Source organism: Streptomyces sp. NPDC028907 (genome assembly GCF_055564995.1).
On sequence record NZ_JBVHVE010000005.1, the window covers coordinates 622,633 to 646,810 of the forward strand.

General features: G+C 70.6%; 21 protein-coding genes and 1 riboswitch. Of the genes, 18 read left to right on the forward strand and 3 right to left on the reverse strand.

Annotated features, from left to right (window positions below; all coding sequences use genetic code 11):
* Positions 1-37 precede the first annotated feature (37 nt).
* From hpnC to ACZ4UU_RS18845, 13 genes are all read left to right on the forward strand, one after another.
* Positions 38-937, forward strand: coding sequence for a squalene synthase HpnC (gene hpnC / locus ACZ4UU_RS18785; RefSeq protein WP_468041053.1), 900 nt, complete (start codon positions 38-40; stop codon positions 935-937).
* The gene (gene hpnD / locus ACZ4UU_RS18790) at positions 934-1,896 is read left to right on the forward strand and encodes a presqualene diphosphate synthase HpnD (RefSeq protein WP_468041054.1); all 963 of its coding nucleotides are present in this window, start codon (positions 934-936) and stop codon (positions 1,894-1,896) included. Before hpnC ends, hpnD begins: the two co-directional genes overlap by 4 nt.
* Positions 1,896-2,039 (forward strand): DUF6380 family protein, encoded by a 144-nt coding sequence (locus ACZ4UU_RS18795; RefSeq protein ID WP_468041055.1) that lies wholly within the window; start codon positions 1,896-1,898, stop codon positions 2,037-2,039. The genes hpnD and ACZ4UU_RS18795 overlap by 1 nt, the downstream gene beginning before the upstream one ends.
* Positions 2,036-3,466 (forward strand): hydroxysqualene dehydroxylase HpnE, encoded by a 1,431-nt coding sequence (gene hpnE / locus ACZ4UU_RS18800; protein WP_468041057.1) that lies wholly within the window; start codon positions 2,036-2,038, stop codon positions 3,464-3,466. Before ACZ4UU_RS18795 ends, hpnE begins: the two co-directional genes overlap by 4 nt.
* Before the next feature lie 62 nt (positions 3,467-3,528).
* Positions 3,529-4,602: a polyprenyl synthetase family protein gene (locus ACZ4UU_RS18805; protein WP_468041058.1), complete on the forward strand. Its 1,074-nt coding sequence runs from the start codon at positions 3,529-3,531 to the stop codon at positions 4,600-4,602.
* A 141-nt stretch (positions 4,603-4,743) separates the two neighbouring features.
* On the forward strand, positions 4,744-6,774 hold the full coding sequence (gene shc / locus ACZ4UU_RS18810; RefSeq protein WP_468041060.1) for a squalene--hopene cyclase: 2,031 nt from the start codon (positions 4,744-4,746) through the stop codon (positions 6,772-6,774).
* Complete coding sequence (locus ACZ4UU_RS18815; RefSeq protein ID WP_468041061.1) at positions 6,774-7,415, forward strand: 5'-methylthioadenosine/S-adenosylhomocysteine nucleosidase family protein; 642 nt, start codon at positions 6,774-6,776, stop codon at positions 7,413-7,415. The genes shc and ACZ4UU_RS18815 overlap by 1 nt, the downstream gene beginning before the upstream one ends.
* A gap of 5 nt (positions 7,416-7,420) precedes the next feature.
* The gene (gene hpnH, locus ACZ4UU_RS18820; RefSeq protein ID WP_030945596.1) at positions 7,421-8,443 is read left to right on the forward strand and encodes an adenosyl-hopene transferase HpnH; all 1,023 of its coding nucleotides are present in this window, start codon (positions 7,421-7,423) and stop codon (positions 8,441-8,443) included.
* 4 nt (positions 8,444-8,447) lie between these two features.
* Positions 8,448-9,623: a flavodoxin-dependent (E)-4-hydroxy-3-methylbut-2-enyl-diphosphate synthase gene (ispG, locus tag ACZ4UU_RS18825; RefSeq protein ID WP_468041062.1), complete on the forward strand. Its 1,176-nt coding sequence runs from the start codon at positions 8,448-8,450 to the stop codon at positions 9,621-9,623.
* A gap of 31 nt (positions 9,624-9,654) precedes the next feature.
* Positions 9,655-11,613 carry a 1-deoxy-D-xylulose-5-phosphate synthase gene (gene dxs, locus ACZ4UU_RS18830; protein WP_468041064.1) on the forward strand — a complete coding sequence of 653 codons (1,959 nt, stop codon included), beginning with the start codon at positions 9,655-9,657 and terminating at the stop codon, positions 11,611-11,613.
* Complete coding sequence (locus tag ACZ4UU_RS18835; RefSeq protein WP_468041066.1) at positions 11,610-12,995, forward strand: aspartate aminotransferase family protein; 1,386 nt, start codon at positions 11,610-11,612, stop codon at positions 12,993-12,995. The genes dxs and ACZ4UU_RS18835 overlap by 4 nt, the downstream gene beginning before the upstream one ends.
* A gap of 87 nt (positions 12,996-13,082) precedes the next feature.
* Positions 13,083-13,715: a helix-turn-helix domain-containing protein gene (locus ACZ4UU_RS18840; protein WP_468041068.1), complete on the forward strand. Its 633-nt coding sequence runs from the start codon at positions 13,083-13,085 to the stop codon at positions 13,713-13,715.
* The gene (locus tag ACZ4UU_RS18845; RefSeq protein ID WP_048579905.1) at positions 13,712-13,831 is read left to right on the forward strand and encodes a DUF6126 family protein; all 120 of its coding nucleotides are present in this window, start codon (positions 13,712-13,714) and stop codon (positions 13,829-13,831) included. The genes ACZ4UU_RS18840 and ACZ4UU_RS18845 overlap by 4 nt, the downstream gene beginning before the upstream one ends.
* Before the next feature lie 21 nt (positions 13,832-13,852).
* Here the strand turns inward: ACZ4UU_RS18845 and ACZ4UU_RS18850 are convergent, their stop codons facing one another.
* Positions 13,853-14,650: a tyrosine-protein phosphatase gene (locus ACZ4UU_RS18850; protein ID WP_468041070.1), complete on the reverse strand. Its 798-nt coding sequence runs from the start codon at positions 14,648-14,650 to the stop codon at positions 13,853-13,855.
* Between the two features lie 180 nt (positions 14,651-14,830).
* Between ACZ4UU_RS18850 and ACZ4UU_RS18855 the strand changes: the two genes are divergently transcribed.
* From ACZ4UU_RS18855 to ACZ4UU_RS18870, 4 genes are all read left to right on the forward strand, one after another.
* Positions 14,831-16,900, forward strand: a complete 2,070-nt coding sequence (locus ACZ4UU_RS18855; RefSeq protein ID WP_468041072.1) for an alpha-galactosidase — start codon at positions 14,831-14,833, stop codon at positions 16,898-16,900.
* 307 nt (positions 16,901-17,207) lie between these two features.
* A riboswitch (cyclic di-AMP (ydaO/yuaA leader) is annotated at positions 17,208-17,366 on the forward strand.
* Positions 17,367-17,370: 4 nt separating this feature from the next.
* The gene (locus ACZ4UU_RS18860; protein WP_468041074.1) at positions 17,371-18,318 is read left to right on the forward strand and encodes a M23 family metallopeptidase; all 948 of its coding nucleotides are present in this window, start codon (positions 17,371-17,373) and stop codon (positions 18,316-18,318) included.
* 215 nt (positions 18,319-18,533) lie between these two features.
* The gene (locus ACZ4UU_RS18865; protein WP_468041075.1) at positions 18,534-19,250 is read left to right on the forward strand and encodes a DUF6250 domain-containing protein; all 717 of its coding nucleotides are present in this window, start codon (positions 18,534-18,536) and stop codon (positions 19,248-19,250) included.
* A 145-nt stretch (positions 19,251-19,395) separates the two neighbouring features.
* A complete protein-coding gene (locus ACZ4UU_RS18870; RefSeq protein ID WP_468041147.1) occupies positions 19,396-20,181 on the forward strand; it encodes an SGNH/GDSL hydrolase family protein in 786 nt (261 codons plus the stop codon).
* Between the two features lie 100 nt (positions 20,182-20,281).
* Here the strand turns inward: ACZ4UU_RS18870 and ACZ4UU_RS18875 are convergent, their stop codons facing one another.
* Positions 20,282-20,902, reverse strand: a complete 621-nt coding sequence (locus ACZ4UU_RS18875) for a TetR/AcrR family transcriptional regulator (protein ID WP_468041077.1) — start codon at positions 20,900-20,902, stop codon at positions 20,282-20,284.
* 69 nt (positions 20,903-20,971) lie between these two features.
* The gene (locus ACZ4UU_RS18880) at positions 20,972-22,150 is read right to left on the reverse strand and encodes a Glu/Leu/Phe/Val dehydrogenase dimerization domain-containing protein (RefSeq protein ID WP_468041079.1); all 1,179 of its coding nucleotides are present in this window, start codon (positions 22,148-22,150) and stop codon (positions 20,972-20,974) included.
* Between the two features lie 206 nt (positions 22,151-22,356).
* Here ACZ4UU_RS18880 and ACZ4UU_RS18885 point away from each other — a divergent pair, with 206 nt between their 5' ends.
* Positions 22,357-23,577: an MBL fold metallo-hydrolase gene (locus ACZ4UU_RS18885; RefSeq protein ID WP_468041080.1), complete on the forward strand. Its 1,221-nt coding sequence runs from the start codon at positions 22,357-22,359 to the stop codon at positions 23,575-23,577.
* The last annotated feature ends 601 nt before the right edge of the window (positions 23,578-24,178 follow it).

Here is a 24,178-nt window from a genome sequence, read left to right on the forward strand (position 1 = left end):
ACGCAGCATGTGCCGTCCCCGCGCCGGGCAGCCCCCGGTGACGGGAACCGGCGCGCGCACAGCTGATCCCGAGCGTGGCACGCTCGACAAGGCCGCCGCGGAGAACTTCCCCGTGGCGCCTTTCTTCCTGCCCAGGGCCTGGCGCACCGACCTCATGGCCGTATACGGCTTCGCCCGCCTCGTCGACGACATCGGCGACGGCGATCTCGCCCCCGGTGGCGCCGACGCCCGGCTGCTCGGCGTGTCGCCCGCGGAGGCCGACGACCGCCTGGTGCTCCTCGACGCCTTCGAGGCCGATCTGCGCCGCGTCTTCGACGGCACCCCGCGCCACCCCCTGCTGCGCCGCCTCCAGCCCACCGTGCGCCGGCGCTCGCTGACCCCCGAGCCCTTCCTCGGCCTGATCGCCGCCAACCGCCAGGACCAGCTCGTCACGCGCTACGAGACCTACGACGATCTCCTTGCTTACTGCGAACTGTCCGCCAACCCCGTCGGCAGGCTCGTCCTCGCCGTCACCGGCACCGCCACGCCCGAGCGGATCCGCCGCTCCGACGCGGTCTGCACGGCCCTGCAGATCGTCGAGCACCTCCAGGACGTCGCCGAGGACCTCGGCCGTGACCGGATCTATCTGCCCGCGGCGGACATGAAGCACTTTCACGTCCAGGAAACCGACCTAGCGGCAAAAACAGCAGGCGCATCGGTGCGCGCACTGGTTGCATACGAAGCCGAACGCGCTCAAACCCTCCTGAATGAAGGCACCTCCCTGGTGGGTAGCGTCCACGGCAGGCTGAAGCTGCTGCTCGCGGGATTCGTGGCGGGGGGAAAGGCGGCGATCCGTGCGATCTCCGCCGCCGAATACGACGTACTTCCCGGCCCGCCGAAGGCCAGCAGGCTCCAGCTGCTGCGCGAGGTGGGCGTGACTCTGCGAGGAGAGGGGTGATCCGGACCGTGGAGTCTGCACCACACGCGTCCGCACCGGTACTCGCCGCCTACAGCTACTGCGAGGCCGTCACGGGGCAGCAGGCCCGTAACTTCGCCTATGGCATCAGGCTGCTGCCCACGGCCAAGCGCCGCGCGATGTCGGCGCTGTACGCGTTCTCGCGCCGCGTCGACGACATCGGCGACGGCGCCCTTGCCGGCGACGTCAAGATCGCCAGGCTCGAGGACACCCGGGAGCTGCTGAGCCGGATCCGTGACCGCGAGGTCGACGAGGACGACACCGACCCCGTGGCCGTGGCCCTCGCCCACGCCGCCGACACCTTCCCGATCCCGCTCGGCGGCCTCGACGAGCTCATCGACGGCGTCCTGATGGACGTACGCGGCGAGACCTACGAGACCTGGGACGACCTGAAGGTCTACTGCCGCTGTGTGGCGGGCGCCATCGGACGGCTCTCGCTCGGCGTGTTCGGCACGGAACCCGGCGCGCGCGGGGCCGAGCGCGCACCCGAGTACGCCGACACGCTCGGGCTGGCCCTCCAGCTCACCAACATCCTGCGGGACGTCCGCGAGGACGCCGAGGGCGGGCGCACCTATCTGCCCTCCGACGACCTCGCCAAGTTCGGCTGCTCCACCGGCTTCAGCGGGCCGACACCACCGGAGGGCTCCGACTTCGCGGGCCTCGTGCACTTCGAAGTGCGTCGGGCCCGCGCCCTTTTCGCCGAGGGCTACCGGCTGCTCCCCATGCTGGACCGGCGCAGCGGCGCCTGTGTCGCCGCCATGGCCGGCATCTACCTCCGCCTCCTCGACCGCATCGAACGCGACCCCGAGGCCGTGCTGCGCGGCCGGGTCTCGCTGCCCGGGCGGGAGAAGGCGTACGTCGCCGTGCGCGGTCTGTCCGGTCTGGACGCCCGGCATGTGACCCGGCGAACCGTCAGCCGTACCATCAGGAGGCGCGCCTGATGGACATTCCGGCCCAAGGTGATGCCACCGGCGAAAAGCGGCGGGCAACCCTCCGCTGCCGGGTCGCGTCCCTGACTGAGACGACCGGCCGTGCACCGTTCAAGTACCGGGACGGCGGTCGCGCTGGGGAGGGTGCACGATGACCGACGGCACGCGGCCCGAGGGGTCGCTCGCGGACATCCCGGGAGACAGTGCGGGGAAGGACGCCGTCGTGGTCGGCGGCGGGCTCGCCGGCATCACCGCCGCGCTCGCACTCGCCGACGCCGGAGTGCGCGTCACCCTGATCGAGGGCAGGCCGAGGCTCGGTGGTCTGGCCTTCTCCTTCCAGCGCGGCGACCTGACCGTCGACAACGGACAGCACGTCTATCTGCGCTGCTGCACCGCCTACCGCTGGTTCCTCGACCGCATCGAGGGAACGGCGCTGGCACCGCTTCAGGACCGTCTCGACGTACCCGTGGTCGACCTGGCGCGGCCCGAGGGCCGTCGGCTCGGCAGACTGCGGCGCGACGCGCTGCCCGTACCCCTGCACCTGGGCCGGAGCCTGGCGACATATCCGCATCTGTCGCTCGCCGATCGCGCGAAGGTCGGGCGTGCCGCGCTCGCGCTCAAGGGGCTCGACCTCGCCGATCCGAGCCTGGACGCAACCGACTTCGGCAGCTGGCTGACCGCGCACGGCCAGTCGGCGCGTGCCGTCGAGGCCCTGTGGGACCTGGTCGGGGTCGCCACCCTCAACGCGGTCGCGGGCGACGCCTCACTGGGGCTCGCCGCGATGGTGTTCAAGACCGGTCTGCTGTCCGACCCGGGCGCGGCCGACATCGGATGGGCACATGTCCCGCTGGGCGAACTGCACGACCGGCTGGCCCGCAAGGCGCTCGACTCCGCGGGCGTGCGCACCGAGGTCCGTACACGCGTCACCTCCATCTCTACTGACGAGAACGGGCGTTGGATCGTTCAGGTTCCCGGCGAGACGCTGCGCGCGGACGCGGTCGTGCTCGCGGTGGCCCAGCGCGAGGCGTACGACCTGCTGCCCGAGGGTGCCCTCGACGCCCCGGAACGACTTCTGGAGATCGGCACCGCGCCGATCCTCAACGTCCATGTCGTGTACGACCGCAAGGTGCTCAGCAGCCCGTTCTTCGCGGCGCTCGGCACCCCGGTGCAGTGGGTGTTCGACCGGACCGACGCCTCCGGGCTCAGGGACGGGCAGTACCTCGCCCTGTCCCAGTCGGCCGCGCAGGACGAGATCGACGAGCCGGTCGCCGCGCTGCGCGAGCGGTATCTGCCGGAGCTGGAGCGGCTGTTGCCCGCGGCGCGCGGTGCGCGGGTGAAGGACTTCTTCGTGACCAGGGAGCGCACCGCGACGTTCGCCCCCATCCCCGGCGTCGGGCGGCTGCGGCCCGGCGCCCGCACCAAGGCACCCGGCCTCTGTCTGGCCGGAGCGTGGACCGCCACTGGGTGGCCCGCGACCATGGAGAGTGCGGTCCGCAGCGGCGTGAGTGCGGCCGAAGCCGCGCTGAGCGCCCTGGGCCGGCCCCGCCCCCGTCACCTTTTCGACGTCGAGGAGGCGGCGTGATGCTGAACCAGCGCCCGGCGGCAGGCCCCCGCACCCCCGGTACCGCAACAAGAGGAGAGACCGTGCCCACTGTGCCCCCGGCCGAGAAGGCCGCTCGAGAGACCGCGGTGGACGTGGCCGCGCTCCTGGAGCGCGGGAGGACCCTGGCCACACCGGTACTGCGGGCGGCGATCGACCGCCTGGCCGCTCCCATGGACACCGTTTCCGCCTACCACTTCGGCTGGATCGACGCCGACGGCAAGCCCACGGCCGGCGACGGCGGCAAGGCCGTGCGCCCCGCCCTGGCGGTGCTCTCCGCCGAGGTCACCGGCGCCTCGCCCGAGGTCGGCATCCCCGGCGCCGTCGCCGTCGAACTGGTCCACAACTTCTCCCTGCTCCACGACGACCTGATGGACGGCGACGAACAGCGCCGCCACCGCGACACGGTGTGGAAGGTGCACGGCCCCGCCCAGGCCATCCTCGTCGGCGACGCCCTGTTCGCCCTCGCCAACGAGGTCCTGCTGGAACTCGGCACCGTCGAGGCCGGCCGCGCCACCCGCCGCCTGACCACCGCCACCCGCGCCCTGATCGACGGTCAGGCGCAGGACATCTCCTACGAACACCGCGACCGCGTCAGCGTCGAGGAGTGCCTGGAGATGGAGGGCAACAAGACCGGCGCCCTGCTCGCCTGCGCCAGCTCCATCGGCGCGGTGCTCGGCGGCGCCGACGACCGTACCGCCGACACCCTGGAGAAGTACGGCTACCACCTGGGCCTCGCCTTCCAGGCCGTCGACGACCTGCTCGGCATCTGGGGCGACCCGGTCTCCACCGGCAAGCAGACCTGGAGCGACCTGCGCCAGCGCAAGAAGTCCCTGCCGGTCGTGGCCGCGCTCGCCGCGGGCGGCTCAGCCTCGGAGCGGCTCGGCGAGATGCTCGCAGCCGACGCCAAGAGCAGCGACTTCGAGAACTTCTCCGAGGAGGAGTTCGCGGCCCGCGCCGCCCTCATCGAGGAGGCGGGCGGCCGTGAGTGGACCGCCGACGAGGCACGTCGTCAGCACGCCGTCGCCGTCGAGGCGCTCGACGCGGTCGACATGCCCGACCGGGTGCGGGCGCGGTTCACTGCGCTCGCCGACTTCGTCGTCGTACGGAAGAGATGAGCACCAACGGGCGAAAAGAGATGATCAGTATCGGTCGAATAGCCCTCGCGTAGTCGCCGGCCGGTGTGGCGGGAACCAGCGCACCGGCCGACGGCGGACCCACAGCAGACGCACTACAGAGCACTGCACGAAGGGGAAGCCATGACAGCGACGACCGACGGAAGCACCGGGGCTCTCCCGCCCCGGGCAGCCGCGGCCAGCGACACCGACAGTGAGACCCTCGTGGCGGCCGGGGTGCACGAGGCCGCCCGGCGCGCGGTCCGGCGCGCCACCGACTTTCTGCTGACGCGCCAGGACGCCCAGGGCTGGTGGAAGGGCGACCTCGAGACGAACGTCACCATGGATGCCGAGGACCTGCTGCTCCGCCAGTTCCTGGGGATCCGCGACGAGAAGACCACCCGGGCCGCCGCGCTCTTCATCCGCGGTGAGCAGCGCCAGGACGGCGCCTGGGCCACCTTCTACGGCGGTCCGGGCGAGCTCTCCGCCACCGTCGAGGCGTACGTCGCCCTCCGGCTGGCCGGCGACGCGCCGGACGCACCGCACATGGCGAGGGCGTCGGCGTGGATCCGTGAGCGGGGCGGGATCGCCGCCTCCCGGGTCTTCACCCGGATCTGGCTGGCCCTGTTCGGCTGGTGGAAGTGGGAGGATCTGCCGGAACTCCCGCCGGAGCTCATCTACTTCCCCAAGTGGGTGCCGCTCAACATCTACGACTTCGGCTGCTGGGCCCGGCAGACCATCGTCCCGCTGACGATCGTCTCCGCGAAGCGCCCGGTACGGCCCGCGCCCTTCCCGCTCGACGAACTGCACACCGACCCGGCCGACCCCAACCCGCCGAGGCCCCTTGCCCCGGTGGCGAGTTGGGACGGCGCCTTCCAGCGGCTCGACAAGGCGCTGCACCAGCTGCGCAAGGTCGCCCCGCGCAGGCTGCGCAGAGCCGCCATGCACAGCGCCGCCCGCTGGATCATCGAGCGGCAGGAGAACGACGGCTGCTGGGGCGGCATCCAGCCACCGGCGGTGTACTCGATCATCGCGCTTCACCTGCTCGGCTACGACCTCGAACACCCCGTCATGCGCGAGGGGTTGGCGTCGCTGGACCGTTTCGCCGTCTGGCGCGAGGACGGGGCCCGAATGATCGAGGCGTGTCAGTCGCCCGTCTGGGACACCTGCCTCGCGACCATCGCACTCGTGGACGCCGGTGTGCCCGCCGATCATCCGCAGCTCGTCAAGGCCGCCGACTGGATGCTCGGCGAGGAGATCGTCCGTCCCGGCGACTGGGCGGTCAAACGGCCCCAACTGCCGCCCGGCGGCTGGGCTTTCGAGTTCCACAACGACAACTACCCCGACATCGACGACACCGCCGAAGTCGTCCTCGCGCTGCGCCGCGTCAAGCACCATGACCCGGAGCGCGTCGAGAAGGCCATCGGGCGCGGGGTCCGCTGGAACCTCGGGATGCAGTCGAAGAACGGGGCCTGGGGCGCCTTCGACGTCGACAACACCAGCCCGTTCCCCAACCGGCTGCCGTTCTGCGACTTCGGCGAGGTCATCGACCCGCCGTCGGCCGACGTCACCGCGCACGTCGTCGAGATGCTCGCGGTCGAGGGCCTCGCCCACGACCCGCGCACCCGGCGCGGCATCCAGTGGCTGCTCGCCGAGCAGGAGCCGGACGGCTCGTGGTTCGGACGCTGGGGCGTCAACTACGTCTACGGCACCGGATCCGTCGTACCCGCCCTGGTGGCGGCCGGTTTCCCGGGCTCGCACCCGGCGATCCGCCGCGCCGTGGCCTGGCTGGAGTCCGTCCAGAACGACGACGGCGGCTGGGGGGAGGACCTGCGCTCCTACAAGTACGTCAAGGAGTGGAGCGGCAAGGGCGCCTCCACCGCCTCGCAGACCGCATGGGCGCTGATGGCGCTGCTGGCCGCGGGGGAGAAGGACTCCAAGGCCGTCGAGCGCGGCATCGAGTGGCTCGCGGCCACCCAGCGCGAGGACGGCTCCTGGGACGAGCCGCACTTCACCGGAACCGGCTTCCCGTGGGACTTCTCGATCAACTACCACCTCTACCGTCAGGTCTTCCCGCTCACCGCACTCGGCCGGTACGTCCACGGAGAGCCCTTCGCCGACAAGGCCGGGGCGGCTCTCGACGAGGCGGCTCTCACCGAGGCCAAGGGAAGCTGATGAGCCCACAGCCCGCCCCGGCCCCGCTGCTGATCGCCTGCGCGCTCGGCATCGAGCAGCTCGCCCTGCGCGCCGGTGACCGCGGCGGGGCCGGCGGGCCGGTCACCGTCCTCCGCACGGGCATGGGACCCCGGGCGGCGGAACGCTCCGTCACCCGGATGCTGGCCGACCCGGCCTTCAGTGGGGCCGCCGTGCTCGCCACGGGTTTCTGCGCCGGGCTCGCCCCCGGGATGCACCCCGGTGATCTGGTGGTCGCCGAGGAGACCCGGGATCCGGCGGGAACCGTTCCGTGCGTCGGAACCGACCTACTCGTCAAAGAACTCAAGCGCGCCGCTCCCGGCCGCACCGTCCACACCGGACCGCTCACCGGCTCGGATCACATCATCCGAGGTCAGGAGCGGTCCGATCTGCTCGCGACCGGCGCAATCGCTGTCGACATGGAGTCGGCGGCCACGCTCCTGAGCGCCGTACGCACGGGCGAGCGCCCGGTTGCGGCCGTCCGGGTGGTCGTGGACGCTCCAGAACATGAACTCGTCCGGATCGGCACGTTGCGCGGTGGAATATCGGCTTTCCGCGTCCTTCGTGTCGTTCTACCCGCATTCTACGAATGGCACCGTTCTTCGCTGCTCCCCAGGAGGTGAGCCAGATGGCCATGCCGCTGCGTCAGTCCATCAAGGTCGCTACTTACTTGGCCGAACAGAAGCTTCGCAGGCGTGACAAGTTCCCGCTGATCGTCGAGCTGGAACCGCTTTTCGCCTGCAACCTCAAGTGCGAGGGCTGCGGCAAGATCCAGCATCCGGCCGGAGTCCTGAAGCAGCGCATGCCGGTGGCCCAGGCCGTGGGGGCCGTGCTCGAATCCGGTGCGCCCATGGTGTCCATCGCCGGCGGCGAACCGCTGATGCACCCGCAGATCGACGAGATCGTGCGCCAGCTGGTGGCCAAGCGGAAGTACGTCTTCCTGTGCACCAACGCCATGCTGCTGCGCAAGAAGATGGACAAGTTCACGCCCTCGCCCTACTTCGCCTTCGCCGTGCACATCGACGGCCTGCGCGAGCGCCACGACGAGTCGGTGGCCAAGGAGGGCGTGTTCGACGAGGCGGTGGAGGCGATCAAGGAGGCCAAGCGGCGCGGCTTCCGGGTCACCACCAACTCGACCTTCTTCAACACCGACACCCCGCAGACCATCGTCGAGGTGCTCAACTTCCTCAACGACGACCTCAAGGTCGACGAGATGATGATCTCGCCCGCCTACGCCTACGAGAAGGCGCCCGACCAGGAGCACTTCCTCGGCGTCGAGCAGACCCGCGAGCTGTTCAAGAAGGCCTTCGCGGGCGGCAACCGCAGGAAGTGGCGGCTCAACCACTCGCCGCTGTTCCTCGACTTCCTCGAGGGCAAGGTCGACTTCCCGTGCACCGCCTGGGCGATCCCGAACTACTCCCTGTTCGGCTGGCAGCGCCCCTGCTACCTGATGAGCGACGGGTACGTCCCGACGTACCGGGAGCTGATCGAGGACACCGACTGGGACAAGTACGGCCGCGGCAAGGACCCGCGCTGCGCCAACTGCATGGCGCACTGCGGCTACGAGCCCACCGCCGTCCTCGCCACCATGGGCTCCCTGAAGGAGTCGCTGCGCGCCATGCGCGAGACGGTCTCCGGAAACCGGGAGTGACGCCATGACCGCCATCTCCTTGGGCGTCCCCGAGGTGCCGGCCCGCCCGATCGCCGAGCGGCGCCTGTCGCGGCAGATCCAGGTCGGGCCGGTGGCGGTCGGGGGTGGGGCCCCGGTGTCGGTGCAGTCGATGACGACGACGCGTACGTCCGACATCGGCGCGACTCTCCAGCAGATCGCCGAGCTGACGGCGTCCGGCTGCCAGATCGTGCGCGTGGCCTGCCCGACGCAGGACGACGCCGACGCCCTGTCGACGATCGCCCGTAAGTCGCAGATCCCGGTGATCGCGGACATCCACTTCCAGCCGAAGTACGTGTTCGCGGCGATCGAGGCGGGCTGCGCGGCGGTCCGTGTGAACCCCGGCAACATCAAGCAGTTCGACGACAAGGTCAAGGAGATCGCGCGGGCCGCCAAGGACCACGGCACCCCGATCCGCATCGGCGTGAACGCCGGCTCGCTGGACCGGCGGCTGCTCCAGAAGTACGGCAAGGCGACCCCGGAGGCTCTGGTCGAGTCGGCCCTGTGGGAGGCGTCGCTCTTCGAGGAGCACGACTTCCGGGACATCAAGATCTCGGTCAAGCACAACGACCCGGTGATCATGATCGAGGCGTACAAGCAGCTGGCCGCCCAGTGCGACTACCCGCTCCACCTCGGTGTGACCGAGGCGGGCCCGGCCTTCCAGGGCACGATCAAGTCGGCCGTCGCCTTCGGCGCCCTCCTCTCCCAGGGCATCGGCGACACCATCCGCGTCTCTCTGTCGGCGCCCCCGGCGGAGGAGGTCAAGGTCGGCATCCAGATCCTGGAGTCGCTGGGCCTCAGGCAGCGGCGCCTGGAGATCGTCTCCTGTCCGTCGTGCGGGCGCGCTCAGGTCGACGTGTACAAGCTGGCCGACGAGGTCACAGTCGGCCTGGAAGGCATGGAAGTGCCGTTGCGGGTAGCCGTCATGGGCTGTGTGGTCAATGGCCCCGGCGAGGCGCGGGAGGCGGACCTGGGGGTCGCCTCCGGCAACGGCAAGGGCCAGATCTTCGTGAAGGGCGAGGTCATCAAGACCGTCCCCGAGTCCAAGATCGTCGAGACCCTGATCGAAGAGGCGATGAAGATCGCCGAGCAGATGGAGCAGGACGGGGCCGCATCGGGCGCCCCCGCCGTCACGGGGAAACCGGCCGTGACGGTGAGTTGAAGCAAGGCACGGACCGAGAGGGGGCCCGAGCGTGACGATTCTGGAGAGCATCCGGGGACCACGTGACCTGAAGGCGCTGTCCGAGACGGAACTCGGTGATCTGTCCCATGAGATCAGGGAGTTCCTGGTGCACGCGGTCGCCAGGACCGGCGGACATCTCGGGCCCAATCTGGGGGTGGTGGAACTCTCCATCGCGCTCCACCGGGTCTTCGAGTCGCCGGTCGACCGCATCGTCTGGGACACCGGTCACCAGAGCTACGTACACAAGCTTCTGACGGGACGGCAGGACTTCTCCAAGCTGCGCGGCAAGGGCGGCCTGTCCGGCTACCCCTCGCGCGAGGAGTCCGAGCACGACATCGTCGAGAACAGCCACGCCTCCACCGCGCTCGGCTGGGCCGACGGCCTCGCCAAGGCCCGCGAGGTGCAGGGGGAGAAGGGCCATGTCGTCGCGGTGATCGGCGACGGCGCGCTGACCGGCGGCATGGCCTGGGAGGCGCTGAACAACATCGCGGCCGCCAAGGACCGTCCGCTGATCGTCGTCGTCAACGACAACGAACGCTCTTACGCCCCGACCATCGGAGGGCTCGCCAACCACCTCGCGACCCTGCGCACGACCGACAGTTACGAGAAGGTCCTGGCCTGGGGCAAGGACGTACTGCTGCGGACGCCGCTCGTCGGCAGCACGATCTACGAGTCGCTGCACGGCGCGAAGAAGGGCTTCAAGGACGCCTTCGCACCGCAGGGCATGTTCGAGGACCTGGGCCTGAAGTACGTCGGCCCCATCGACGGCCATGACATCGGGGCCGTCGAGTCGGCGCTGCGCCGGGCCAAGCGGTTCCACGGGCCGGTGCTGATCCACTGCCTCACGGAGAAGGGGCGCGGCTACGAACCCGCCCTGGCCCACGAGGAGGACCACTTCCACACCGTCGGCGTGATGGACCCGCTGACCTGCGAGCCGCTCGCGCCGTCCGGCGGGCCGTCCTGGACGTCGGTGTTCGGCGAGGAGATCGTGCGAATCGGGGAGGAGCGGGACGATGTCGTGGCGATCACGGCGGCCATGCTGCACCCGGTCGGGCTCGGCAAGTTCGCTGAGCGGTTCCCGGACCGGGTGTGGGACGTGGGGATCGCCGAGCAGCACGCGGCCGTGTCGGCGGCGGGGCTCGCGACGGGCGGGCTGCACCCGGTCGTCGCCGTCTACGCCACCTTCCTCAACCGGGCCTTCGACCAGCTGCTGATGGACGTCGCACTGCACCGCTGCGGGGTGACGTTCGTGCTCGACCGAGCCGGCGTCACGGGCGCCGACGGGGCTTCCCACAACGGCATGTGGGACATGTCGATCCTCCAGGTCGTACCGGGGCTGCGGATCGCCGCGCCGCGCGACGCCGACCAGCTGCGGGCGCAGCTGCGGGAGGCCGTGGCGGTGGACGACGCGCCGACCCTCGTACGGTTCCCGAAGGAGTCCGTCGGCCCGTCGATCCCGGCCGTCGACCGGGTGGGCGGCCTCGACGTGCTGCACCGGGACGCCGGCGAGCCGGAGGTGCTGCTGGTCGCCGTGGGCGTGATGGCGCCGGTGTGCCTCCAGGCCGCCGAACTGCTCCACGCGCGCGGCATCAACTGCACCGTCGTCGACCCGCGCTGGGTGAAACCCGTCGACCCCGCGCTCGCGCCCCTCGCCGCACAGCACCGGCTGGTGGCCGTCGTCGAGGACAACAGCCGCTCGTCCGGTGTGGGCGCCGCGGTGGCGCTGGCGCTGGGCGACGCCGATGTCGACGTGCCCGTACGGCGGTTCGGCATCCCGGAGCAGTTCCTCGCGCACGCCAAGCGCGGTGAGGTCCTCGCCGACATCGGGCTCACGCCCGTCGAGGTCGCCGGGCGGATCAGCGCGAGCCTCGCCCTCAAGGACGCCGAGGGCAGCCCGCCCGGCACCGAGCAGGCCGACGGCGGCGAGGACGGCCGTAGCGTCGTGCCAGTCAAGGAGAAAGCCGAATGACCACGGAGTTCGACCTCGGCAGACTCCTGGCCGAGCGCGGGGCCGAGCGCTACGAGCTGCACGGCAGGTACCTGAACCACCAGCTCCCGCGCATGCTGCACACCATCGGCTTCGACAAGGTCTACGAGCGGGCCGAGGGCGCCTACTTCTGGGACGCGGACGGCGACGACTACCTGGACATGCTCGCCGGGTTCGGGGTGATGGGCCTCGGCCGTCATCACCCCGTCGTCCGCAAGGCGCTGCACGACGTCCTCGACGCACAGCTCGCCGACCTCACCCGCTTCGACTGCCAGCCGCTGCCCGGCCTGCTGGCCGAGAAGCTGCTCGCGCACAGCCCGCACCTGGACCGGGTCTTCTTCGGCAACAGCGGCACGGAGGCGGTGGAGACCGCGCTGAAGTTCGCCCGGTTCGTCACCGGCAAGCCGCGGGTGCTGTACTGCGATCACGCCTTCCACGGGCTGACCACCGGCTCCCTGTCCGTCAACGGCGAGTCCGGCTTCCGGGACGGCTTCGCCCCGCTGCTGCCCGACACGGCCGTACCGCTAGGCGACCTCGACGCCCTGGCACGGGAGTTGAAGAAGGGCGACGTGGCCGCCCTGATCGTCGAGCCGATCCAGGGCAAGGGCGTGCACGAGCCCCCGCCCGGCTATCTGCGGGCCGCCCAGGAGCTGCTGCACCAGCACAAGGCGCTGCTCATCGCCGACGAGGTGCAGACCGGGCTCGGCCGTACCGGCGACTTCTACGCCTACCAGCACGAGGACGGAGTCGAGCCGGACCTGGTGTGTGTGGCCAAGGCGCTCTCCGGCGGCTATGTACCGGTGGGCGCCACGCTCGGCAAGGACTGGATCTTCAAGAAGGTCTACTCGTCCATGGACCGCGTGCTGGTCCACTCGGCGAGCTTCGGGTCCAACGCGCAGGCCATGGCGGCCGGGCTCGCCGTGCTGTCCGTCATGGAGAACGAGCAGATCGTCGCGAACGCGCGGGCGACGGGCGAACTGCTCAGGTCCCGGCTCGCGGCGCTGACCGACAAGTACGAACTGCTCGCCGACGTGCGCGGGCGAGGGCTCATGGTCGGCATCGAGTTCGGCCGGCCCGACTCGCTGAAGCTGCGCAGCCGCTGGGCCATGCTCCAGGCCGCGCGCAAGGGCCTGTTCGCGCAGATGGTCGTCGTCCCGCTGCTGCGCCGGCACCGGATCCTCACCCAGGTCTCCGGCGACCACCTTGAGGTGATCAAGCTGATCCCGCCGCTGATCATCGGTGAGCGGGAGGTGGACCGGTTCGTGGACGCCTTCACCGATGTGATGGACGACGCGCACAGTGGCGGCGGGCTGATGTGGGACTTCGGGAAGACGCTGATCAAGCAGGCGGTCGCCAACCGTTAGACACGGTCCGAGACGGCGAGCCCATGTTCTTTTGCCTCTGAGGCAAGAAATTTGCCGCAGAGGCAAGGCTGGGGCTGAATGGAGAGCATGAGCTCTCCCGAAAGCGAGCCGGGGACCCGGCGGACGGGGCCGGTCGACGCCCTGCCCGCCGTCGCGCCCCAGCTCCGCGCGCTGCGCCGCCGTGCCTCCCTCACCCTGGAGGCCGCCGCCCGCTCCGCCGGGCTGTCACCCGCGCATCTCTCCCGTCTGGAGACCGGGCAGCGCCAGCCTTCACTGCCGATGCTGCTCGCGCTCGCGCGTGTCTACGGTACGACGGTCTCCGAGCTGCTCGGCGAGACGGTCGCCGACCGGGACGCCGTGGTGCGCTCGGCCGACATGGAGCCGACCGCGGCCGGCGGCTGGACATACCGGCAGGCGGGGGCGCCGGGGCGCGGGATGCAGGCCCTGCGGGTCCAGGTGCCGTACGGCTCGCAGGGCGACATCGTGCGGGTGCATCCGGGGGAGGAGTGGCTCTACGTACTCGACGGCAGGCTGCGGCTGCGCCTCGGGGACACCACGCACCGGCTCGCGCCCGGCGACAGCGCGCACTTCGACTCGCTCACCCCGCACCGCATCGCCGCCCAGGACCCGGGCGGGGTCGAGCTTCTGTTCGTCCACACCCTGCTGCAGAGCCCCACGGCCACGCTGTGCCTGGGCCCCACCCCTGGAGAGATGCCATGAGCAACCTGGAGGAGAAGTTCCCGCGCGCCCTGTGGGTGCGGCTCATCATCTACATCGCGGTGGGGCATGTCTTCGCGGCCTTCATCTACCTGCTGTTCGAGGTGGGCGCGAAGTAGGCACGGGCGCCTGGCCGGGCGTCAGTCGAGCAGGCGCTCCCGCAGCCGCTCCCGGAGCTCAGGGGTGATCCTCAGGCCCTGCTCCAGGTAGGCGTCGACGCCGCCCCAGGTCTCGTCGATCGTCTCGAAGGCCGCCGCCAGATACTCGGCCCGGGCGTCGAACAGGGGGCTGAGCAGCTCCATGACCTCGGGCGAGTAGGCCGACGCGTCGCTGCCGCTGCGGCGCACCTTGTAGCGGCGGTGCTTGGCGTTGGACTCCAGGTAGTCGGCGATGATCGCCTCGCGCTCGACGCCGAGGGCGAGCAGCGTCACGGCGATCGACAGGCCCGCGCGGTCCTTGCCGGCCGCGCAGTGCATCAGCGCGGGGACGCTGTCCTCCGCGAGCGCGTGCAACACCTGGGAGTGCTCGGTGGTGCGCTCCTTCATGATCGTGCGGTAGGAGGCGATCATCCGGCCCGCGCCCTTGCCGTCCGCCAGGATCTCCCGCAGCTGTTCGATGTCGCCGTCGCGGACCATCTTCCAGAACTCCGCGCCGTCCGCGGGGTCGGACAGCGGCAGGTTCACATTGCGCACCCCGGGCAGCTCCACGTCGGCGCCTTCGAGCTTCTGGTCGGCCGCGTTGCGGAAGTCGAAGATCGTGTGCAGTCCGAGGGAGCCGAGGAAGGTCGCGTCGTCGTCGGTCGCGTGCGCGAGGTGGCCGCTGCGGAACAGGACCCCGTGCCGCACCCGCCGTCCGTCCACGGTCGGCAGTCCGCCCACATCACGGAAGTTGCGAACTCCGGCCAGTTCGGGCTCGGTCGACGGGATCTGCTGCGTCACGGGGGCTCCTCCCAGTCGGCCCCGGCGGCGCGGCTCGGCGATGCGGCCGACGGGGTGCGCTCTCGACCATACGACATGGCTTCCTGGGGCAATGAGTTGTCCACAGGCGTTGCCTCAGAAGCACGCGGACCTTGATGATGTTGGTACTTGATCGCACCTGTTCGTCTCTGTGAGGGCTTGATGCTGGAGATCTCCGACAACGGTCGTACGTGGCTCCTGACCGGGCTGACCAGCAGTTACGCCGTCCATCTCACGGACGCCGACGAACTCTTGCACCTCCACTGGGGGCCGCGGATCGCGCTCGCCGACGCCGAGGCCCTCGCCGTACGGCCGCTGCCGGAGTACTGGCCCTTCGAGTCCCCCCTCGACGGGCGCGAGGAGTACCCGGTCGAAGGCGGCCCCCGCTTCGTCCGGCCCGCCCTGTCCGTGCGCACCGAGGAGCGGCGCGGCACCGAGTGGCGTTTCGAGCGGTACGAGACCGACGGGGACGAGCTGCGGTTGCGGTTCTGCGACGACGGGCTGACCGTCGCCCTGCACTACCGGATGCGCGGGGACGTCGTGGAGCGCTGGGTGACCCTGGACAACCAGGGGCCCGCCCTGGAGCTGCTGCGCGCCGACTCGGCCACCTGGACGCTGCCCGACCGCGAGGACTGGCGGCTGTCGCAGCTGCACGGCCGCTGGGGCGCGGAGTCCCGGCTGGCGCGGGCTCCACTCACCTACGGTGAGAAGGTCATCGGCAGCCGCCGCGGGCACACCGGGCACCAGCACCTGCCGTGGGTCGCCCTCGACACGGACGCCACCGAGGAGCGGGGCGAGGTCTACGGCTGCGCCCTCGGCTGGTCCGGGTCCTGGCGCATCGCCGTCGCGCAACTCCCCGACGCGCGCGTGCAGATCACCGGCGGGGCCGGACACGACGACTCGGGCCTGCTGCGGCTGGCCCCGGGGGAGTCCTTCACCACACCAGTCTTCGCCGGTCTGTGGAGCGACGGCGGCTTCGGCGGGGCGAGCCGCGCCTGGCACGCGTACCAGCGCGCGTATGTGATCCCAGACGCCGACCAGGACCGGCCGGTGCTGTTCAACTCCTGGGAGGCGACGGAGTTCGACATCTCCGAGGAACAGCAGAGTCTGCTCGCGCGGCGGGCCGCGGCCATCGGCGTCGAGCTCTTCGTCGTCGACGACGGCTGGTTCGGGACGCGTACCAGCGACCGCGCGGGCCTCGGCGACTGGACGCCCAACCCCGACCGCTTTCCGTCCGGTCTCAAGCCGCTCGCCGACTACGTGCACGCGCTCGGCATGCAGTTCGGCATCTGGGTCGAACCGGAAATGGTCAATCCGGACAGCGAGTTGTATCGCGCCCATCCCGAGTGGGCTCAGCATCAAACGGGACGAAAGCGGACGGAGTTCCGCAATCAGCTCGTACTCAATCTCGCGCGCGAGGATGTCCAGGAGTACCTCTTCGAGCGCCTCGACGGGATCCTCTCCAGCGCCCCGATCGACTATGTGAAGTGGGACTTCAACCGCTGCTTCACCGACGCCGGCTGGCCCGGCGAGCCATATCCGCAGCGACTGTGGGTCGACCATGTGCGCGCCCTGTACGGCCTGCTGGACCGGCTGCGTGCGGCCCATCCCGGTGTCGCCTTCGAGTCCTGCTCGGGCGGCGGCGGGCGGATCGACCTCGGTGTGCTGAGCCGCACGGACCAGGTGTGGACCTCGGACAACACCGACCCCCTGGACCGGCTCGCCATCCAGCACGGCTTCAGCCAGCTCCACCCGGCCCGGGCCATGGCCGCCTGGGTCACCGACAGTCCGAACGCCATGCTCAACCACCGCGCCAGCTCCCTGCGCTTCCGGTTCGTGAGCGCCATGGCCGGGGTGCTCGGGGTCGGCGGCGACCTCACCCGGTGGACCGAGGAGGAACTCGCCGAGGCCCGGGAATGGGTGACCCTCTACAAGGAGATCCGGCCGGTGGTGCAGCGCGGAGACCTGTATCGGCTGCGGGTTCCGCGGGGTGGGCTGAGCGCGGTGCAGTACTCACTCGGGGACGAAACGGTTGTTTTCGCCTGGCTCCAGGCGCAGAGCTTCGGCGAGCCCGTCCCGGCGCTGCGCTTGCGCGCCCTCGACTCGACAGCGTCGTATGAATGCCTTGAAACGGGCGAAATTCACCGAGGTGCCGTACTGGCACATCACGGACTTCGCGCAGGCTTGCGTGGCGACCTCGATGCGACGGTTATCCGACTGCGTCGCATCTAGGGTTTCTGTCCGAATTGATGCCTTCATTCCAACTCGCTCTGGAGCGAAGGAAGGTGGAGCGGCGTCACGTGAGGAGCGTCATATTCGTGACCGTGCGTCGCCCGTCATGTCCATGTAATTCACGTGCTTTTCAAGGGGTTTTGAGTCCGGCGATGCCCCGATAATTCACGCAGGGTGACGGGTATTTCCCACAAGGGATCAACAGGAACGCATTCGGACGGAACCCCTCACTTGTTCCCTTGCGTCTTCCTCGCTTACGTTCGCCACCAATCCGGACGGACGCCGAATCCTGCCGCCGACCGGATCCCGCGCAAACTCACCCGTGCACGGCAGGAGCGGGGGACCCACAGGTACAACCGCCTGTTCCGGTCTCCGGAACAGGCTTGGGGTCAAGTCGCGTCCCCACGCGGCCGGGCATCTCCAGCCCGCACCCGACAGCTCACCTCGCAGGCGCCGGAGAGGAATTCGCCATGCCCGCCAAGGGTAAGCACCGCCGCCCGAAGTCCCAGCGCTTCACCCGCTCCATCGCCGTCGCCGGAACCGGTGGAGCCGCTCTCGCTCTCCCGCTCATCGGTGCCACCGGCGCCCACGCCGCTCCCGCGCAGTCCGTTTCGGAAAAAGCCGTTCAGTCTCTTCCGGTCGCCGGGAAGAAGGCCGTCGAGAAGAAGGCCTCCGACAAGAAGGCGGGCCTGCGGACCTATTCGGTGAAGGTCGGCGATTACCTCTCGAAGATCGCCGACGAGCAGAACGTCAGCGGTGGCTGGAAGAAGCTCTACGCCGACAACCGCGAGGCCGTCGGCGACGACCCGTCGCTGATCCACCCCGGCCTGAAGCTCTCCCTCGGCGGCAAGAAGGCGACGACGAGCGCCCCCAAGTCGTCGTCCGCCCCCTCGTCTTCCGCTCCCTCGTCTTCCTCCTCCGAGTCCTCCGCCGACTCGACCGCCTCGAAGTCCTCCGCGGCGAAGAAGACCACGACCACCCAGAGCGCGGAGAACGCCGGCCCGACCAGCGGCTTCTCCGCCCCCGTCTCCGGCGCCTCGGTCGGCACCGCCTACAAGGTGGCGGGCAGCATGTGGTCCAGCGGCTACCACACCGGCGTCGACTTCGTCGCCCCCACCGGCAGCCCGCTGAAGGCGGTCGGCGCGGGCACCGTCGTCTCGGCCGGCTGGGGCGGCGCGTACGGCAACCAGGTCGTCATCCAGCTCGCCGACGGCTACTACGCCCAGTACGCCCACCTGTCCTCGCTCTCGGTCTCGAGCGGCCAGACCGTTACTGCGGGCCAGCAGATAGGCCTCTCCGGCGCGACCGGCAACGTGACCGGCCCGCACCTCCACTTCGAGATCCGCACCACGCCGGACTACGGCTCGGACCTCGACCCGGTCGCCTACCTCCGCTCCAAGGGCGTCGCCATCGGCTGACGGCGGTTCTTCGCGCAGACCACCTGCCTGACACGCGACCGAAGGCCGGACCCCGATCCCCGGGTCCGGCCTTCGGTGTGTCCTGAAGCGGGCGTCTGGGCGGGTCGGGGTGTCGACAGGGCGGGGGCTATGGGGGGAGAGTGATCTCCGACCGCTTGGAGCAAGCGCTTTCCATGGTGCCTTCCACGTCCTCACACAGCGAAGGAGTCCTTCCCGTGACGACCACGCGCAGAGCATTCGGAGTCCTGGCCGCAGGCGTCGCCCTCGGGGCGCTGGCCCCGGTCGGCGCGGCGAGTGCCGCCTCTCCCGGCCGCCGGCTGATCGCCCAGGACGACTTCTGCCACGGCCTCGGCCAGTGGGAGACCGAGCTGCAGGACGGCGGCACCGTCAGCGCCGCGCGCGGGGTGCTGGAGATCGACGTGCCGAGCGGGGCGACGGTGTGGTTCAAGAAGCGGCTCGAAGGGCCGTACGTCATCGGGTACACGGCCACCGCCGTCTCGGCCGGCGGGCCCAACGACCGTGTCTCCGACCTGAACAACTTCTGGAACGCCCTCGACGTCCGCTCCCCGGACGACCTCTTCGCCACGCCGCGGGCCGGTGCGCTGGACGAGTACGACCACCTCAAGACGTACTACTCCGGTTACGGCGCCAACTACAACACCACGACGCGACTGCGCCGCTACGTCGGCGAGGCCGGAGTCCGTCCGCTGGTCTTCGACTACACGGAGCCGCTGCTGGTGGCCAACGAGCCGAACCGGGTCCGTATCGTCTCCGACGGCTCGACCGTCCAGTGGTGGAACAACGGGCGGCTGGTCTTCGACCACGCCGACCACGAGCCGTACACCAGTGGGCACTTCGCCTTCCGGACCGTCTGGAGCCACTTCCGCGTCAGCGACTTCCGGGTATGGCGGCTGCGCCCACAACACCCCTGATCAGACGGATATTCCAGGTTTGGTGAACCCTTTGGAAGTGGCTTATCTCACCGCTCGTCAACCCTTGCCTACGGTCGCGTAGGTCACATTCGAAGGTGAATCATGTGCCGATGTGGCAGACGATTCGAAGAGTGACAGCAGATCAGTGATCGGGTCGTACGTCGCGGTGGGGGACAGCTTCACCGAGGGCGTCGGCGACCCCGGCCCCGACGGGGCGTTCGTCGGTTGGGCCGACCGGTTCGCGGTCCTGCTCGCGGACCGGCGCCCCGAGGGCGACTTCAACTACACGAACCTCGCCGTGCGCGGCAAACTGCTCGACCAGATCATCGAGGACCAGCTCCCGAAGGCCGTCGAACTGGCCCCGGACCTCGTCTCGTTCTGTGCGGGCGGCAACGACATCATCCGACCCGGAACCGATCCCGACGAGGTCGCCGAGCGCTTCGAGCGGGCCATCGCCCGGCTCACCGCCGTGGCAGGCACCGTCATGGTGACGACCGGATTCGACACCCGTGGCGTGCCCGTGCTGAAGCATCTGCGCGGCAAGATCGCCACCTACAACGGTCATGTGCGGGCCGTCGCCGACCGGTACGGCTGCCCGGTGCTCGACCTGTGGTCCCTGAAGACCGTCCAGGACCGCCGGGCCTGGGACGACGACCGGCTCCACCTGTCTCCGGAGGGGCACACGCGCGTGGCGCTGCGCGCGGGGCAGGTACTCGGCCTGGACATCCCGGCCGACCCGGACCAGCCCTGGCCGCCGCTCCCGCCGCGCGGCACCCTGGAGATCCGCCGGGACGACGTCCACTGGGCGCGCGAGTACCTGGTGCCGTGGATCGGGCGGCGCCTGCGCGGTGAGTCCTCGGGGGACCATGTGACGGCCAAGGGCGAGCTGTCCCCGGACGACATCAAGATGCGGATCGAATCGGTGGCTTGAAGCGCCGCTTCACTTCGGTGTGGGCCGTGTCTGTCCGGGGACGCGGCCCACGCGGCTGTCGGGGCCGCGGTGTACCGAACGCCTGGCGAGGTCTGCGGCCTCACCGCGCCGACGCCGTCAACGCCTCCCGCTCCAGACCCAGTTCCCGGGCCAGCGCCTCGTCCACCCACTCCTGGGCACGCGCGCGTGACACCGCGCCACGGTACGACGTCAGCTGTACGGCGAGCCCGTCGAGGAGGGCGGTGAGCCGCAGGGCCGCGCCGGCGGGGTCCGCGCAGACGAACTCGCCGGCTGCCACGCCCTCCGCGATGACCTCGGCGATGGCGCGCTTCCACTGCCGGTCGAGGTCCCGCGTGACCTCCTGCAACGCGGGCTCACGCAACGCCCCCGCCCAGCCCTCGATCCACAGCCGCCAGCCCTTGGCCTGGCCGGTCGGCGCGTACCAGCGCACGGCCGTCCGCAGCCGTCGTAGCGCCGTCGTACGGCGGCCGAGGATCCTGCGCAGCCGGGTCAGGTCGCCCTCCGCCGCGTGGGTGAACGCGGCGGCGACCAGCTTCTCCTTCGTGGCGAAGTGATAGAGCACCAGTGCGTTGCTCACCCCGAGCGACGAGGCCACGTCGGCGATCCTGACCGCCGCCACGCCCCGCGCCTCTATCTGCTCGACGGCGGCCCGCAGCAACTCCTCACGCCGCTCCGCCACGCTCAACCGCACTCTCGCCACCCGGTCACCCTAAAGCCTCGTCACGAGCCGTTCCCGGGCCGAGGCGGGGTCACGCGTCCTCGACCGCCGTCACCGGTGCCGCCCGAACCGTTCGGCGATCACCGGCAACCGGTCCTGCGCGATGGCGTGCGCGGCCGCCCGGGGCGTCGTCCCGTCGGCCTCCGCGCGGGCCAGCGTGAGGTCGGTCAGGGCACGCATCGAGCGCCGGGTGTGGGCGAACGCCTCCTCCGCGGACGGGCCGATGTCGCCGAACAGCGTCCACCACCACCAGGCGTTCGTGGCCGAGTTGACCACGACGTCCGGCAGCACCGTGATGCCCCGCCCGGCCAGCGCCTCCTCCGCGTCCGGCCGTACGGGCATGTTGGCCGCCTCGGCGATCCAGCGGGCGGTGACGCGCCCCTGGTTCGCGGCGTCGATCACATACGAGACGGCGGCCGGGACCAGCACCTCGGCCTCGGCCGACAGCCAGGCCTCACCCGGCAGTTCGCGGTCGCCCCGGCGCAGCGCCGCGCGGTCGACCGTGCCGTAGGCGTCCCGTGCCGCCAGCAGGCTCTCGACGTCGAGCCCCGCCGGGTTGGCGACCGTGCCCTTGATGTCCGCGACGGCCACGACCGTGAGGCCCGCGCGCGTGAGGAAGCGCGCCGTGGCACCGCCCATCGTCCCGAGGCCCTGCACGGCGACACGCGTCCGCCAGCGGGGCACCCCGGCCCGGTCCAGCGCGGTGAGCACCGACTCGGCGACCCCGCAGCCGCCGATCAGCTCGTCCAGCCCGATGCCGTCCACCTCGACCGCGAACGCGTCCGCGAGCCGCCGACGCGCCTCGGCCTCGTCGTCCAGCAGCGGATACACGGCCTGCACGGACGAGACGAGCCCCGCCTCGGCGGCCGCCCGGTCGACCACGTCCTGGGTGAGCCCGAGGTCCTCGCCCGTGGTCCAGAAGCTCTCGATGTACGGCCGCACGGCCCGCAGAAAGCGCACCAGGAGCCCGTACGCCTCCGGATCCCGGGGATCGCAGTCGATGCCGCCCTTGGCGCCGCCCAGCGGGACGTACCGGGCCGCGGGGTCGTAGTGCAGCGCTTCCTTCAGACTCATGCCGCGGGCCAGCCCGGTGACCTCGTCCAACGTGCATCCCGGCCGCATGCGCAGCCCACCGCTGGACACGCCGCGCACCAGCCGGTCGATGACCAGGAAGCCCTGGCGGCCGGTGACGTCGTCGGTCCAGGTGAGCGACACCAGGGGGGTGGTCATGGGGGGGGGCTCCGGGGGAGGGGCGGGAGCCGCGGGGAGGGGGCGGGGAGCCGCGAGCCGCGCTCTTACTGAACGATGGGTCAGTATCGGAGGCGGGTGAGGACATGTCAACGTACGGAGCGGTGCGGAATGGATCAGGGGGTGCACGGGGTTGTCGGAGGGGCCGACCATAATGGATTTTCTCACCGACTCCACCTGGAGGTACCGTGGCCGGTTTCCGTTTCCCGAGCTCCGGGCTGCGTGCCCTGCGGCCCGAGGCCTTCGGTGTGGACCCGAGCGGTGAGCGCATGGCGCGCATCCGCAGATCGCCGCACTTCCGGGACGGGGTCTTCCAGAACCCCGGCGGCGTCGCGCGCACCAGACCGTCCGGATCGATGCTGGAGTTCGCCAAGGTCTTCTTCGACCGGGACACCCGGCCCCGCCGCGCTCCGAAGTCCACCGTGCCGATCCACCCCACCACCTACGCCGACCTGGTCAAACCGCCCGCCGGCGGACTGCGCCTGACCTGGATGGGGCATTCCAGCGTCCTCGCCGAGATCGACGGGCACCGGGTGCTCTTCGACCCGGTGTGGGGTGAGCGCTGTTCGCCGTTCCCCTTCGCCGGGCCCAAGCGGCTGCACCCCGTGCCGCTGCCCCTCGCCGCGCTCGGGCCGGTCGACGTCGTCGTCATCTCGCACGACCACTACGACCACCTCGACCTGCCCACGATCAAGGCGCTGGTCGGCACGGACACGCTGTTCGCCGTACCGCTCGGCGTCGGCGCCCATCTCGAACACTGGGGCGTGCCGGCCGACCGGCTGCGCGAGCTGGACTGGCACGAGACGACGAAGATCGGCGGCCTCACCCTGACCGCCACCCCGGCCCGCCACTTCTGCGGCCGCGGCCTGCGCAACACCCAGCACACCCTCTGGGCGTCCTGGGTCGTCGCCTCGGACGAGCACCGGATCTACCACAGCGGCGACACCGGCTACTTCGAGGGCTTCAAGGACATCGGCGCCGAACACGGCCCGTTCGACGCCACGATGATCCAGCTCGGCGCCTACTCGGACTTCTGGCCCGACATCCACATGACGCCGGACGAGGCCGTCCGGGCCCACCTCGACCTTCAGGGCGGTGATCCGGCCGCGGGCGTCATGCTGCCGATCCACTGGGGCACCTTCAACCTGGCGACGCATCCATGGGCCGAGCCGGCGGAGCGGACCATGCGGGCCACGCACAAGGCCGGGGTCACCATGGCGGCGCCCGTCTGCGGCGAGCCCTTCGAGCCCGCCTCGGTGCCGCCCGTGACGCCGTGGTGGCGTGCGGCTGCCGAGGAGCCCGCCGAGGGATGGCCGGCCTGGCCGCCGGTCGCGCCGACGTCGGACACGCCCGACACACCCGACACGCCGGACACCCCGGACAGGCCTGACAGCGTGGCGGTCGGGTAGCGCGACCGCGACTTTTGCGGGCCCCGTCGATCGCGGATCGGCGGGGCCCGCTGTGGCGTGTGCGGCATGTGCCGGACTCGTATGGGCGCCCTATCGGGCGCCCGCTTTTCTTCCAGCGCCCTTCCGGGGTGGTTCGCGCGGGGCGCGTGGGAGCACTTCGGGGCGCTCGTGGAGCCTTGCGCGCGGATACGGCCCGTGACATGACCGGGGTCGGTGAGCGGGGCGCGCACAGTGCTGAATCGTCTCGGCCAGGGTTGCCGCGGACGAGGAAGTCAGGGGCCCGACAGGCGTGCGGCGGCTGAAGCGCCGCGATGCTCGACTTCTCTTCGTGACCACTTCTGACCAGGTCCGATCGTTCGATTGCTCATTGTGGGCGAACGGTGGAGCGGGTTATCGGTCTGTCGTACGAGACCTCATACCAGAGCGGGACGCTGCCTGCGGGACTTTGTCAACTGCCCACCGCACTTGATGCGGAGGCGACTACTGTCAGTGTCCGTTGGGCGACACGGAGCCGAATTCGTCGGCTCCGTCGACCGACATCGCGATGGCGCATGCCCCGGGCCGCGCAGACCGCGCGCACTCCCAAGGCCCCGACCGACGG

Coding starts and splice junctions, on each gene's coding strand:
- ACZ4UU_RS18795 (WP_468041055.1), top strand. CDS start 1,896: ATGGACATTCCGGCCCAAGGTGATGCCACCGGCGAAAAGCGGCGGGCA.
- hpnE (WP_468041057.1), top strand. CDS start 2,036: ATGACCGACGGCACGCGGCCCGAGGGGTCGCTCGCGGACATCCCGGGA.
- shc (WP_468041060.1), top strand. CDS start 4,744: ATGACAGCGACGACCGACGGAAGCACCGGGGCTCTCCCGCCCCGGGCA.
- ACZ4UU_RS18815 (WP_468041061.1), top strand. CDS start 6,774: ATGAGCCCACAGCCCGCCCCGGCCCCGCTGCTGATCGCCTGCGCGCTC.
- hpnH (WP_030945596.1), top strand. CDS start 7,421: ATGGCCATGCCGCTGCGTCAGTCCATCAAGGTCGCTACTTACTTGGCC.
- ispG (WP_468041062.1), top strand. CDS start 8,448: ATGACCGCCATCTCCTTGGGCGTCCCCGAGGTGCCGGCCCGCCCGATC.
- ACZ4UU_RS18835 (WP_468041066.1), top strand. CDS start 11,610: ATGACCACGGAGTTCGACCTCGGCAGACTCCTGGCCGAGCGCGGGGCC.
- ACZ4UU_RS18840 (WP_468041068.1), top strand. CDS start 13,083: ATGAGCTCTCCCGAAAGCGAGCCGGGGACCCGGCGGACGGGGCCGGTC.
- ACZ4UU_RS18845 (WP_048579905.1), top strand. CDS start 13,712: ATGAGCAACCTGGAGGAGAAGTTCCCGCGCGCCCTGTGGGTGCGGCTC.
- ACZ4UU_RS18855 (WP_468041072.1), top strand. CDS start 14,831: ATGCTGGAGATCTCCGACAACGGTCGTACGTGGCTCCTGACCGGGCTG.
- ACZ4UU_RS18860 (WP_468041074.1), top strand. CDS start 17,371: ATGCCCGCCAAGGGTAAGCACCGCCGCCCGAAGTCCCAGCGCTTCACC.
- ACZ4UU_RS18880 (WP_468041079.1), bottom strand. CDS start 22,150: ATGACCACCCCCCTGGTGTCGCTCACCTGGACCGACGACGTCACCGGC.